Consider the following 13,856-nt stretch of genomic DNA (forward strand, 5'->3'; position numbering starts at 1 on the left):
ATATTTTTTTTAAAAGATGCCTGGAAAACCGGTTTGGATGGGTACAGATAAAAATATTCTATACCAGTAAGATACGCATATCTCCACAGTTTTCAAATTTCTTATAAGAAGAATATTGTTTTAAAAAGGAGCGTTTACCAGGCGGGTATTGCCAAAGCTGATAGTGGAATCTTTATAACGTGGTGGCAGGGTTTTATTGAACCTGAAGTAGATGGTATATTTATTACCATCCCTGCGGTAATAAATAATATTGTCTTTGCTGAAGCGCTGTAATGGAGGCCGCCCTCTTTTCTTTTCTACCTTTTTTTCTTTATCCATATTTCTAAAGGCAATGCGGAAACTGTCTGTACGTATAAAACTTGCGGTGCGGCTTAATGCTTCATCAGTAAGGTATACATTGCTGGCATCACCGTTGATGCGTTCCACTACTTCATACACATGTAAAATGCTGTCTTTTTCAATGCTGTAATTCCAGGTATCGCTGTGTTTGGTAATAGTATTTTCAAATACAATAACATTATCACCTGTAACTTTTTTCCCAAAACGAAAAGTACTGAAGTCATACGCATTCAGATATTCTCTTTTGAGATACTTTATTTTTTTTGCATAGTAGGTTTGATATTTATCTGGTATGGTGGCAATATAAACCGACCTGTTTTGCAGTTCCGACAATAACAGGTATTCAATCTCAATTAATTTATTGCCGGTACCGGCATTGTTATTATTGATGAGTACCATTTTGTCCCCGGCGTCGCTGGTATCTAAAAACACTTCCCTGATATAAAGATGATAACTGCTGTCTATTACTAATTGCTGCATCCCATCCGGTATTCCTTTTCTAAATGTGGAAGTGATGCTGAACTTCCTGGCACAGGAAAAAAATATCAGTATACAAAATAACAGGGTACTTATTCTTTTCATTTTAAACCAATGGTTGTTTGTGATAAATAATAAGTGCCACTGAATGACAGGTGTTCTTTATACGGAACAATATGATAGGAATTATAAATAGACCAATGGATCAGGTGCTGCACATCCCATTTTGTTTTGTTATATAATTTTACATTTACGCCACAGCCTTTTACCGGGTTGGCAACAGTAAGTGTAAATAAACTTTTATTGTAAAAACGTTGTGCTGTTTTTTTGTAATTCACGTAGGCAAAATCAAACTGGTTGCTGGCTTCAAAAGCATTTTGGGTGTAACCTGTAAATTTATGATAACTTAATTCCACCAGGTTTATTGCTGTGTAAGGCCGGCCATGATAGCTGAGTAATACGCTACCTGTATAATAGCGGTCTTTCCTGTCTCCTAAGTAAATATTTGATACAGGTACTCCCCCATCATTAGAATATGATAATTGAAAACGGTTGAAATGAAAATTCACAAAACCGGTTCGTTGAAACTGTTTATCCGGGTCGTTATTAAAAATAAAATTTGTACCTATAGAGAAAGAATATGCAAATGGATTTTTTAAAGCCGGTAAACCAAAATCAGCAAAATAATAGAGCGGCACATTACGATTGATAAAAAGTTGCTGACGGCTTAGTTGCAAAAAATCTTTTATTCCTGCAGTTAAAGTAAGTGCTGTAACAAGATCAATATTTACCCCGGGCTTTTTTTTACCGGGTTTGCTGCTACCAAGCCCGTTATTATACAATTGCAATTCAGTATTAAGTGTGGGATAAATATTATTATCAATAAAAGAAGAACCGATACCTCCTGTTACAGCCACTCTTATATGCGGCGGCTGTGTCTGTTTTACCGTACTGAATTCTAATTGTGCTTTTACTGCCAGGCCATATTGTATCCCGTTATTACTTCTCTTCAAATCCAGTTTTGCCTGTGCACACACAAACATTGCTGCAAAGCAAAGCGCCAATGTATACAAAGTCCTTTGTAGCATGAGGGGTTTTATGCCTCAATATTACTGAATAGGTGGTGTATATGCAATACTACTAATGGGGAATTTCGTAAGCCGTCAATCGTCAAACGTCAGTCGTGAGACGTGAGTAGCTGCGTTCATGTGAAGTAGTTTTAAAATTCTAAAGGGTATTTCACTACTGACGATTCACCACTCACCATTGCCGATCAAAATACCAACGAAGCCAGCTTAGGATTACCACTTGCTTTTAATACAGCAATTAATCCTTCTTTTACAAAGCTCCAGGTTTCTTTTAATGATGTAGCGTTGCTTACACCTACAAATATTTTAGCTACATATTTATCTACCACAAAAGTATAAGTGTACTGGTTTTGTTGTACTCCCATGCCTGCCATCATCTTTTTCATAGCGTCGCTGGCTTCATATACGTTCCATGCGGCAACACCAGCAGGTTTTGTCACCTGGTCCGTAATTTCTTTACCACCTTCACTTAACATAGCGATATTATCCTGGTACCATTGCAGTGCTTCTTCTTTTGATGTAGCCTGCCAGCGGATATCATTCACTCTTTGCAATTTAGCATCAGCAGAAAAATTGTTGTATACTTTCATCACGGCATCACCTTTTGCCTCGGTTACTTTAAAAGTGCTGCATACAGTGGCAGGAATAAAAAAGGCCCGTGCATTGGCGGCTGTAATGGCAGGCAATTCTGTATTGTTACTTTGCTGGGCAAGGCCTGTTATTTGCAACAACAGTAAAACCGGTAAAAGCTTCCATAATTTTTTCATGTATAATTTTTGTATAAATGTATCGGGTGAAAAGGCTGTGTTGTATACCCTGTTACGGGTATTTTCTAGCTGGTACCCGGGTATAAAAGAATAAATGAGGATGTGACTAAATAAATATTACTAAGAATTAGTTATTCTAAATAATTTTCTATTACTTTTATAAGCCCATCTATCTTCCTGAAAAATCCTTCTCTGCGCCACTTTTATTAATATCAACAACTAAACCTGATTTTTATGAGATCTAAATTTTACATCTTATGCACCATTGTGTTGGTACTTTTTTTCTCATTATTCAACACAGCTATTGCACAGGAAAGCCCTAAATTAAGGCATGATATTGAATTGCTATTAGGAGAAAAGAGTTCCCGTACACCGGCACAACAAAAAATTGATTCCCGTTTATTGCAGGCAGTCAGAGAAAGCCGGGGGCAGAAAATGGTTGATGGTGTAGACCTTGAACCTGCCAACGTAAATGCAGATGCTACCGGTAAACTTACTATTGATATCAGTGCCACTGTAACAGAAGATCTGCTAGCAAAGATTGAAGCACTGGGTGGTCATGTGATATATCCATCATGGCAATACCACACTATCAGGGCCGAAATGAATCTTTCTGCAATTGAAACACTGGCTGCACATACTGATGTAACTTTTATACAACCTGCTGTAACCGCAATGACGGTTGGTTCCGATAATACTCATTTACCCAAACCTCCGGTTGTTGGTTTACCTGCGCAATTGCATACGAATACCATTATACAAAAGGCATTTCGTTTTACACCACAAAGAGCACGTATCCCTTTTGCACAACGTGCCGAAAAAGTACGTTCACAACTGGCCGGTTATTTAAAAAAGTTTAATACTGCTGAAGGTACTTTAACAGGCGTGGTAAATTCTCAGGGCGATCATGCCCACCGTGCAGATGATGTGAGAAATACTTACGGTTACGAAGGCCAGGGTATTAAGATCGGTGTATTATCAGACAGTTACAATGCACTTGGCGTTGCTGCAACAGATGTTGCCAATGGTGAATTACCAGGTGTAGGCAATCCCATGGGGAATACCACACCGGTAACAGTACTGGTGGATTTTGCTACCGGCAGTGATGAGGGAAGAGCTATGTTGCAGATTGTACATGATGTGGCACCTAAAGCACAATTATATTTTGCTTCCGCATTTATAAGCGAAGCTTCATTTGCCAGCAACATTACCGCTTTGCGTAATGCACCCAACAACTGCGATATTATCATCGATGATATTTTTTATTTTGATGAACCTGTTTTCCAGGACGGTATAGTTGCACAGGCAGTAAACACAGTTACTGCGGCGGGTGCATTATACTTTTCCTCTGCCGGAAACGAAGGTTCACTTGGCAAAGGAACATCGGGTTATTTTGAAGGCGATTTTAATGACGCAGGGTCCCCGGTTTTTACTCACCCGGGAGGAAAAACCGGTACCATTCACAATTTCGGTACATTAGCTACGCCAGTTAACGGCGATATTATTTTGACGAAAAATACAGTGTATAATCTAAACTGGGCCGACCCATCAGGCGCTTCAGCAAACGATTATGATTTATTCCTGGTAAGCTCCGGTGGAGCAATAAAGGGATCTTCCACTAATATACAATCAGGTACACAAAATCCTTATGAACAGGTTTCGGCATCACCTGCGCTTGTAGCAGGAGACCGTTTAGTTGTATACAAAACAACAGCCTCGGCCGTAAGAGCATTTGCTATTAATACCATCAGGGGAACGCTTACAAAAGCTACAAACGGGCAAATACATGGACATACCGCAGCAGTAAATGCGTTTAGTGTGGCTGCAACACCTGCGGTTTCGCCTGGCCCTTTCCCGGGGGTATTTGTAGCTGCTAACCAGGTAGAAACCTTCAGCTCTGATGGTTTGCGCCGTGTTTTTTACGATCCCACCGGCACAGCAATTACACCAGGTAATTTTTTATTTGGTACTAATGGTGGCACTGTTCGCAATAAACCTGATATCACTGCAGCTGATGGTGTTTCAACAACACTTGCATTAAACGGCGGCCTGAATCCGTTTTATGGAACATCTGCTGCAGCACCACATGCCGGTGCTATTGCGGCATTATTAAAATCATCTAACCCTGCATTAACTGCTGCTCAAATAAAAACGGCTTTAATATCAACAGCGTTGGATATTGAAGGTGCCGGTTATGATAATTTAAGTGGCAATGGTATTGTTCAGGCGTTCCAGGCTATGCAGTCTTTAAGCCCTACTCCTGTTTCCAATATCAATGTAGGCACCGTAACAATGTCTGAAGGCGCAACGGGTACTAATGGTAATACCTATGTGGAGCCCGGTGAAAATGGAACCATGCTGGTTCAGTTAACTGACCCTTCACTGGTAAACGCTACAGGAGTTACTGCAGTGCTTACCTCTTCCACGGCAGGAGTAACGATTACACAGGCCAATGCATCCTATGGCACTATTACTGCATCGGGTGGTAATGCTACTAATACCGGCACGCCCTATGCATTTACAGTAAGTAATGCATTAGCCTGCGGTGCGGTAGTTAATTTTACACTCACTGTTACTTTTGGTGGTGGGGGTGCAAGCCCTAAAGCATTCCTTATAAGAAAAGCACTTGGTTTTCAACCTGGGCTTAATATTAACTCTTCATTGGGTGCTGCACCTCCAACAGGCGCAGGGTTTACCTCCACTTCTGGGCAACAAACGGGAAGGATCAGCCGAAGTGGTGTAAGTTCCACCTGTGCAGTGCCAAAAACAAATCCGGGTTTAACCACGGCAGTTGGTTTAAGGCAATACGATGCTTATACGTTTACCAATACCAATGGCACCAGTCAGTGTGTTACCGTAACCGTTACTGCCGCCAACGGAGTTAACCTTTATACCGCAGCATTTAATAATGTTGGTTTTGTTCCTGCAACCCCAAGCACCAACTACCTGGCAGATCCTGGCTCGTCCAGTGCCTCTATGCAGTATAGTTTTACAGCACCGGCCGGTCAGCCATTTACCGTAGTGGTACATGATATAAATATTTTACCAACTTCCGGCTCATCTTATAATCTTAGTGTATCCCTTGCTAATTGTGCTGCTGCAGGCCCATTACCTGTAACCTGGCTTGATTTTACTGCTACATTAAAACCCAACAAACAGGTTGCATTAAACTGGAAAGTGGAAAATGAAATTAATGTGAGCCGTTACGAAGTGGAATATAGTGTAGATGGCACTAAATTTTCGCCATTATTTACTGTGCCGGCGTCTGCTGCTAATACAGCGCAAAAAGCATATTCTCAAAATCACCCTTTCCCTGTAGATGGACTTAACTATTACCGCATTAAACAGGTAGATGTGGATGGCCGTTACAGTTACAGCAAAACTGTGGCAATAAAAATTGATCATCCTAATGTGATCAGCATTACCCCTAACCCTGCTGCTGCATTTGTACTGGTACAATCCAAATCGGTAATGAACCGTATTCAGTTATTCAGCAGTACAGGCCAATTGGTTGCTGATGTTATACCTTCGGGAAACAGTTATCGTTTACCGCTTGATAATGTAACCGCAGGACAATATTTTATTCGCATTGAAACTAAGGATGGCGTGATCAATAAAAAGATCAGTAAGGAATAAAGAAATGTAATCACAACAAAATAAAAATCCCCGGTTGTAAAAGCCGGGGATTTTACTATATAGTCTAAAACGTAAACCCCTGTAGAAACAGGGGTTTAACCAAAAACTAACTGCATATGAGAAGAAGTTATTCTTGTGTAAGTAAGGTAATGTAAAGGTGTAAATATTTTTCATCAGTATAGTTACACAACATTGTAAACTATTTACATAATTCACATATTTAAAACAGGCCTTAGCCAAAGATTGTGAGAAAAAAAAATGACTGTTGTATTGATGTAGCCTAACTTTGTATCGTATTATCAAAAGCAAAAAATCAGCCCGATGGAATTTATAGATTATTACAAAATTTTAGGTGTTGATAAGAAAGCTTCAGAGGAAGACATCAAAAAAGCATACCGCAAATTAGCAAGGAAGCTGCATCCGGATCTTAACCCGAATGATAAAGATGCCCATCAGAAATTTCAACAGATAAATGAAGCCAACGAAGTATTAAGCGACGCTGAAAAAAGAAAAAAGTATGACCAGTATGGAAAAGACTGGCAACATGCAGATCAGTTTGAGCAACAAGCCAAAACCAGTTCCCGCTATGCAGGAGATAATCATTTTTCAGGAGATGACGACAGCGATTTTTCCAGTTTTTTTGAATCGATGTTTGGGGGTTCCGGCAGAAAAAGTAAGGCTAAATTTCGTGGACAGGATTATAATGCCGAACTGAAACTGAATTTAACTGATGCAATGAAAACGCACCAGCAAACACTTACTGTAAATGGAAAAAATATCCGCATCACCATTCCTGCTGGTATTGAAAACGGACAGATCATAAAACTGAAAGGTTATGGCGCACCCGGTGTAAACGGCGGCCCGTCAGGAGATCTGTATATTACTTTCTCTATCGCTTCGCACCCACGTTTTAAACGCTCCGGCAACGATTTGTTTACTACTGAAAACATCGACTTGTATACAGCATTATTGGGCGGAGAAACCACTATAGAAACATTAGACGGAAAAGTAAAACTGAAAGTAAATCCTGAAACGCAAAGCGGCACAAAAATCAGATTGAAAGGAAAAGGATTTCCGGTATATAAAAAAGAAGGAGAAGCAGGTGATCTGTATGTTACTTACGAAGTAAAGTTGCCTGTCAATCTTACCGAAGAACAAAAAGCATTATTCACTCAATTATCAAAACTTAAATAAAAACTTTTGTATGCAAACAGAAGAAATGATACCTGCAGATGAATTTTGTATGCACCATAATATTGAGCTGTCTTTTATTTATGCTTTGCAACAAAGCGGCCTGGTAGAGATCATTCATGCAGAAGAAAAAATATTTGTGCCGGTGAACGAATTAAACCGGCTGGAAAAACTGGTTCGTTTATATTATGAAATGGATATTAACCTGGAAGGTATTGAAACCATCACTTACCTGCTGCAGCGCATACATGACCTGCAGCAACAAATTGTACAGCTTAATAGCCGGTTAGGCATGTACGAAACAGAATAAGCTATTATTTTAAAAAATTACCTGCAATTATAATGGCGAAGCTGATCAGTTTCCTCTTCTGTTACCACCATTTCCTCCCCCATTGCCCCGCTGCATCCTGTTATTACCACCTGCACCTTGCGGTGGCCTTCCGCCAAATCGGTTTAAATTATAGGTAAAGGTGAGTAAGAAATAACGTTTTAAGACCACGGTTCTGCTATCGTAATAATAATTTTCTCCCTGCATACGGGTAATGCTTTGATTTTGATTAAGCAGGTCATTTACAGAAAACTTAAGCTCCCCGTTTTTCTTTTTAAAGAGTTGTTTGGCCAGGTTAGCATTCCACAAAGGAATATTCCTGTTGTACCCGGCAGACTGGCCAGTATAACGGATATAATCAAAATCAGTAGAAATGATCAACGATTTGCTGATGTAATAATTCATATCCGTTGAATAGGTCTGCGTATAATAATCGGTATTATTTTTACCCTGTGCAATACTATAACGTGCCTGCGAATACGCAACCCTGGCTCTTAATCCAAAATTGAATTTGTTCTTGATATCAAGATTTACACCTGCTGATTGCGAAAGTGTAAATGTATTGGTAACATTCAATTGCTTGTACAACATACTTAAACTGTGATTGTAATTAACTACATTGGTAAAGTTTACGCTGCTGCCTTTCATTTTTTTAAATGGTATACCTACAGTAATATTAGATGACATATTATAAGCTCCATTTAAATTCAATGGCTTGATGATCTGTACACCCGGGCGCAACAAAGAATCAGGTAAGCCAAGGTTTTTTAAAGTAGTTAATGTTAAACTATCGGTACTGTTAACGATACGGTTGCTGGTTTGTGAACCATTAAGTGTAATGTTCAGATATTTATACGTTACTGCATTTAAAGTTTTAAAACTGATATCTACATTATGCCCGAACTCCTGTCTTAAACCGGGGTTGCCAATATTGATACGCAGAATATTGGTAAGGTCGGGCACATCCTGCAACTGGTTAACTGTAGGTTGATTGGTACGGCCGCGGTAATGAATAGCGAGATTGGTTTTCCTGGAAAAATTATACGTAAAATTGGCTGTAGGAAAAAGGTTGGTATAATCCTGTTTGGTTCTGATCACTGAGTCTTTTCCATTAACCTGGTAAATGCCACGGATACTTTTATTATCTAATTGAGAAGTTTGTACAGATGTACCAACCTGGAAACTATATTTAGGCATCTGGAAACGGAAATTTCCGCCATAGCGATGTGCAATAAAATCATTTTCAAAATAGTTGGTTTGCTGACGATTGATAATATCGAATTGTTTGGAAGAGGAATTATAATCGTAAGCATCTTTATCCGACGTACTGTGCCTGTTGGTATAGGCATAATTCATCTCCAGTATTATATTCTTACCAAACATCTCAGTAAATGAACTGGTGATCACATTGTTGGTGCTCCTGGTTTTTTGAGCACTTTCAAAATTCTGGTCAATAGTAGTAGCTACAGAACCATCTGCATTATAAAAAACAATAGGAGAAATATTGGTACCACTACCGGTACTTTTATCAATACCATTGGAATACCCTAATGTAAATGTTCTGCCAACTTTTTTAAACCTGCGGCGGTATAACAATTCGTTATTGATACTGGAACCATCTCTTTCGCTATTATAAACGGCATTGCGGCTATTGGATAAATATTTAACAGAAGGCTTGATAGCCATTGTAGATGAATTGACTTCGGTATAACTATCAGAATGCTGAAAAGAAATATTCGGCGTATACAGAATTGAATTCAGTGAATCAATATAAAATTCCAACCTTAAATTAACCTGGTGGTTGCGGCTGGTATTAAGAGATATATTACTACTGTTTTCTGTTGCAGAGGAATCATTGAAAAATGTAGCTTCACGGTAACTTGTTTGTTCCCTCCTGTTCCGGGTTTCAAAATAATTATAGCTTCCTGTAACATCTATTTTCTTTCCTATTTTATCAATATAATTAACGCCTATTGAAGAAGAAGTGGTAAGGCCATTGCCTGCAACAGCGCCACCACCTGCTCCACGACCGCCGGCACCGCTTGTTGTTACGGTGCGTACATTGCCCCCACCGCTGTAGCCTCCCATGCGGCTTACAATATCATTAGACCCAAAGCCCTGCTTATTAATATTATTGGAAGAAGCCACCAAAGAAACCCGCCTGGTTTCATTAAAACGGTTAGCCGTAAGCGAAGTTTGATAACGTTCATTATCCCCCACGCCGGCAACCGCTTTCCCAAAATATCCCTTCCGGCGGTTTTTCTTTAATACAATATTGATCGTTTTACTTCTACTGCCATCATCAATACGGGTAAACTTTGCCTGGTCGCTCATATCATCATATACCTGTACACTTTGTATCATATCAGCAGTAATATTTTTGGTAGCCATTTTTGGATCTTTACCAAAGAACTCTTTGCCATCCACATATATCTTTGTTACATCTTCGCCCTGCGCTTTTACATTACCATCAACATCCACTTCCACACCAGGTAATTTTTTCAGCAGGTCTTCGGCAGTGGCATTGGGTACGGTTTTAAAAGCGGTGGCGTTAAACTGTGTGGTATCGCCTTTTATCTGGATAGGCACATCGCTGGTTACCACAAATGTATCCAGTGTATGCAGGTCGGGTTTCATTACTATTTTGCCCAGGTCAATTATTTGCTTTGTATCACTTATCGAAAATGTTTTCTGGTAGGGTTCAAAGCCTTTGAAAGTAATATGCACTTTATAAATATCATTAGCAAGATCTTTAATTTCAAAAATGCCTTCCTTATCGCTCATTGCAAAAGTAGCCATGGAAGAATCTTTAGTAAATATCACCGATACGGTAGCGCCTGCCAATGGTTGCTTGCCAGTAGTATCCATAATAACACCTTTGATCGATCCGGATGTTTTTTGTGCCTGTGTGGCAATGCATAATAAAATTGTCAGGGGAAAAAGCAGGCAAAATTTCCTCATACAGGTTAGTTATTTTACATTAGACGCTGCAATAAAAAATAACTGGCGGCCAATAGTAAGAATAAACAGCTGTTTCAGGACAGTACAGGTAAGTTCGTCGTGAGACGTGAGTCGTCAGTCGAGAGTTTGCACTCTGCAATCAAAAGTTACATTCTGTAATGAAGTCTCAGTACTAACGACTGACGATTCACGTCTCACGCTCAGTATTTAAACACTTTTCCTCCGGCCATTACTTCCTGTGTGGTGGTATTAAAAGTAGCTTTTTGCCCGGTGCGTACTGCTGCGTTTACCATGATGCAGGCAATAGAATGCATGTAGCCAGCTTCTACAGGGGCATTGGGTTGTTTGCGGCTGCGGATACATTCCATCCAGTTGCGTACATGATTAGAGGTTAAAATATCAGCACCTGTGTTTGCAGAAGCCACGGCTTTAACTGCAATATCAGAAAGGTTAAGTTCAGGCAATAAGTTAGCTTGCATATTCATTGCTTCCGCCATCTTTTGTGTTAAGCCACCTTTGGGTGAAACTTTATTGGTGATAAGGTTTAATTCACCGCCGTTGGAATAATAAATTTCCGAAGGATTTTCATCGCCATTATGCATACGGGAAGTGAACACTACCTGGAAACCATTGGTGGCATCATTTTCAGGGCCATAGTCAAATACCGCTGTAGTAGTGTCCCAGTTTTTTCTGCCATCTTTCCATTGGTAAATACCACCATTAGCTACCACACTTCTTGGATGCCCCATACCAGTAAACCAATGCACGGTATCAATCTGGTGGCTCATCCATTGCCCGGGCATGCCGGATGAATAAGGCCAGAACAAACGATATTCTAAATATTTCCTGGGATCAAATTTTTCGTAAGGCCGGTTCATTAAATATCTTTTCCAATCAAGATCTTCTTCTTTGCATTGTGCCACTAAATCGGGCCGGCGCCAACGGCCGGGCTGGTTTACATTCCACGATAATTCCACCATTGTAACCGGACCAAATTTTCCATCCTGTATAAATTTTGCTGCAGCATGATAATTAGCACCGCTCCTGCGTTGCGAGCCAATCTGCACAATTTGTTGTGAGGCTTTCACTGCTTTTAATGCAGCTTTTGCATCTTCCATCGTTTCTGCAAATGGTTTTTCTACATAAGCATCTTTTTTATTTTTAACCGCTTCAATAGCATGCAATGCATGTTGAAAATCGGCTGTGCTGATGAAGACAGCATCCAGGTCTTTCAATGCATATAACTCGTCATTGTTTTTGCAGGCAGTAACATCATGGCCCATTTTGCTTTTTAAAAAATCTGCTCCCAGTTCTCTTCTTAGTTTCCAGATATCAGATACTGCCACAATATCAAAATTCAATTCCTGCTGATGATTCATAAAAGAAGGGAAATGAGAATTTCTGAAACGATCGGAAAAACCCACCACGCCTACCCTTACACGATCGTTGGCGCCTAAAATGTTGGCATAGGATTTTGCACTTATCCCGGCAATACCTGCATACAAAGCAATACCTGCTTTGGTGGATTGTTTTAAAAATCTGCGACGGTTTAATGGCATAACAAAAGTTTTAATAGTTAAATATTATTGCAGTTCTTTTATTTTGATACTTCTGAACATTACGTGATTACCATGATCCTGTAATAAAAGATGCCCTTTTTCGGCCATGCCAAAGTTGGGCCATTTTTCATACTTGCTTCTTGCCACCAATGCATAAAAATATGGTGTGCCACGCTGGTACTCCAGTACTTTAATGCCATTCAGCCAGTGTTCAATATGATTATCAGGATAAACAACCACCATGCCTTTATTCCATTCGCCAATATTTCTTTTGGCGTTAGGATGTTTGATGGAAGGAATGAGATCGTATAAGGAAGCCTGCGTTCTGTTACCAATAGAACCGAGTTTAGCATCAGGATGTTTTTCATCATCCAGTATCTGGTATTCTAATCCGATTGCGGAGCCGCTGGTCTTATCTTTTTCTGTAACAAAATATTTTACACCGCTGTTGGCACTGTCGGTTATTTTAAAATCAAATTGTAAAATAAAGGCGCCGTATTCGCCGTCAGTTACAATATCGCCGCCATTTTGAGACTCAGCACCTGCAGACGACAGTACATGCAATTCACCATCTTTTATTTGCCAGCCTTTTTCAGGAAATTTTTCTTTGTTCGCTCCTCTCCACCCATTGGTGGTTTTGCCATCCCACAATAATTTATAACCTTGTTTTGCTTCGGTAGCAGAAATAGTATTGGGAATAAAATTAGCCACACGTAATTCCGGGTTATCGGGTGTTGTTTTTAAGTTAGTAGTTTGAATACGTATATTTCTCCAGTGAATGGCTCTTCCGGCTTCGGCTTCACTTGCTACCGAATGTACCTGCAACGCAAAAAAACCTTTTGCAGTAGCATCGTCAATTACTTGTGCCATCAGCTTGCCATTAATAAATGTTTTCAGATTATTACCCACACATTCAATCCTGTATTTATACCATTGGCCTGTTTTAAAATCCATCTTATTTTTCTCATTCAATTCCATGGGGTATAACCACCCTCTTCTCGATTCATCATAAATACCGCCGCTCCATTTACGAACCGAAGGATCTATCTCCATCTGGTACCCATGCACTCTCCCGTTTTGATAGCTGGCAATGCTTTCACTTCTGAATTGAATGCCGGAGTTTACGGCTGCATCTAGTTTTACTTCTGTTTCAAAAATAAAATCGCCATAATCTTTTTCTGTTGTTAAAAATGAATTGGGGGTATTGGCAACAGAGATACCCATAATTTCGCCATTGCTTACTTTGTATTGGGCGGCGCCACCAATTTGTTTCCAGCCGCTAAGGTCTTTACCATTAAAAAGGGATTGCCATTGTTGCGCTGTGGCAGTAGAAAAAATAAATACAGAAAGGACAAGGAAGATTTGTTTCATACAAGATCGTTAAAGTAGTAAGCAATTTAAGGAAAAGAATTGTTTAAACACAGAGATTTTTAATGCACTGTTTTAAACCATTGAGGCATTTAAGGCATATAAGGAAAGCGCATAAGGGCTTTACCTGATTTTGCTGATC

9 protein-coding genes are annotated in these 13,856 nt (G+C 39.7%); 3 read left to right on the top strand and 6 right to left on the bottom strand.

What is annotated here, in order from left to right; genetic code table 11:
* Positions 1-120 precede the first annotated feature (120 nt).
* From ACQ334_RS13850 to ACQ334_RS13860, 3 genes are all read right to left on the bottom strand, one after another.
* On the bottom strand, positions 121-921 hold the full coding sequence (locus ACQ334_RS13850; protein WP_430988826.1) for a hypothetical protein: 801 nt from the start codon (positions 919-921) through the stop codon (positions 121-123).
* A complete protein-coding gene (locus tag ACQ334_RS13855) occupies positions 918-1,904 on the bottom strand; it encodes a polymorphic toxin type 23 domain-containing protein (protein WP_430988827.1) in 987 nt (328 codons plus the stop codon). The genes ACQ334_RS13850 and ACQ334_RS13855 overlap by 4 nt, the downstream gene beginning before the upstream one ends.
* Before the next feature lie 185 nt (positions 1,905-2,089).
* Positions 2,090-2,671, bottom strand: a complete 582-nt coding sequence (locus tag ACQ334_RS13860) for a hypothetical protein (RefSeq protein ID WP_430988828.1) — start codon at positions 2,669-2,671, stop codon at positions 2,090-2,092.
* Positions 2,672-2,905: 234 nt separating this feature from the next.
* On the opposite strand from ACQ334_RS13860, the gene ACQ334_RS13865 reads away from it, so the two are divergent.
* The 3 genes from ACQ334_RS13865 to ACQ334_RS13875 all read left to right on the top strand — a co-directional run bounded on the left by ACQ334_RS13865 (position 2,906) and on the right by ACQ334_RS13875 (position 7,808).
* Positions 2,906-6,307 carry a S8 family serine peptidase gene (locus tag ACQ334_RS13865; protein ID WP_430988829.1) on the top strand — a complete coding sequence of 1,134 codons (3,402 nt, stop codon included), beginning with the start codon at positions 2,906-2,908 and terminating at the stop codon, positions 6,305-6,307.
* A 321-nt stretch (positions 6,308-6,628) separates the two neighbouring features.
* Entirely contained in the window at positions 6,629-7,501 is an 873-nt protein-coding gene (locus ACQ334_RS13870; RefSeq protein ID WP_430988830.1) for a DnaJ C-terminal domain-containing protein, read from the top strand.
* Positions 7,502-7,511: 10 nt separating this feature from the next.
* Positions 7,512-7,808: a chaperone modulator CbpM gene (locus ACQ334_RS13875; RefSeq protein WP_430988831.1), complete on the top strand. Its 297-nt coding sequence runs from the start codon at positions 7,512-7,514 to the stop codon at positions 7,806-7,808.
* 45 nt (positions 7,809-7,853) lie between these two features.
* Here the strand turns inward: ACQ334_RS13875 and ACQ334_RS13880 are convergent, their stop codons facing one another.
* From ACQ334_RS13880 to ACQ334_RS13890, 3 genes are all read right to left on the bottom strand, one after another.
* Positions 7,854-10,787, bottom strand: coding sequence for an outer membrane beta-barrel protein (locus tag ACQ334_RS13880; protein WP_430988832.1), 2,934 nt, complete (start codon positions 10,785-10,787; stop codon positions 7,854-7,856).
* A 200-nt stretch (positions 10,788-10,987) separates the two neighbouring features.
* On the bottom strand, positions 10,988-12,346 hold the full coding sequence (locus ACQ334_RS13885) for a Gfo/Idh/MocA family protein (protein WP_430988833.1): 1,359 nt from the start codon (positions 12,344-12,346) through the stop codon (positions 10,988-10,990).
* Positions 12,347-12,370: 24 nt separating this feature from the next.
* A complete protein-coding gene (locus ACQ334_RS13890) occupies positions 12,371-13,717 on the bottom strand; it encodes a 3-keto-disaccharide hydrolase (protein WP_430988834.1) in 1,347 nt (448 codons plus the stop codon).
* Positions 13,718-13,856 lie beyond the last annotated feature (139 nt).

The sequence above is a fragment of the Ferruginibacter sp. SUN106 genome, from assembly GCF_050611765.1.
GTDB lineage: Bacteria > Bacteroidota > Bacteroidia > Chitinophagales > Chitinophagaceae > Ferruginibacter.

Bases quoted from the DNA above. Each gene is read 5' to 3' on its own strand.
- ACQ334_RS13850 (WP_430988826.1), bottom strand. From the start codon at position 921: ATGAAAAGAATAAGTACCCTGTTATTTTGTATACTGATATTTTTTTCC.
- ACQ334_RS13855 (WP_430988827.1), bottom strand. From the start codon at position 1,904: ATGCTACAAAGGACTTTGTATACATTGGCGCTTTGCTTTGCAGCAATG.
- ACQ334_RS13860 (WP_430988828.1), bottom strand. From the start codon at position 2,671: ATGAAAAAATTATGGAAGCTTTTACCGGTTTTACTGTTGTTGCAAATA.
- ACQ334_RS13865 (WP_430988829.1), top strand. From the start codon at position 2,906: ATGAGATCTAAATTTTACATCTTATGCACCATTGTGTTGGTACTTTTT.
- ACQ334_RS13870 (WP_430988830.1), top strand. From the start codon at position 6,629: ATGGAATTTATAGATTATTACAAAATTTTAGGTGTTGATAAGAAAGCT.
- ACQ334_RS13875 (WP_430988831.1), top strand. From the start codon at position 7,512: ATGCAAACAGAAGAAATGATACCTGCAGATGAATTTTGTATGCACCAT.
- ACQ334_RS13880 (WP_430988832.1), bottom strand. From the start codon at position 10,787: ATGAGGAAATTTTGCCTGCTTTTTCCCCTGACAATTTTATTATGCATT.
- ACQ334_RS13885 (WP_430988833.1), bottom strand. From the start codon at position 12,346: ATGCCATTAAACCGTCGCAGATTTTTAAAACAATCCACCAAAGCAGGT.
- ACQ334_RS13890 (WP_430988834.1), bottom strand. From the start codon at position 13,717: ATGAAACAAATCTTCCTTGTCCTTTCTGTATTTATTTTTTCTACTGCC.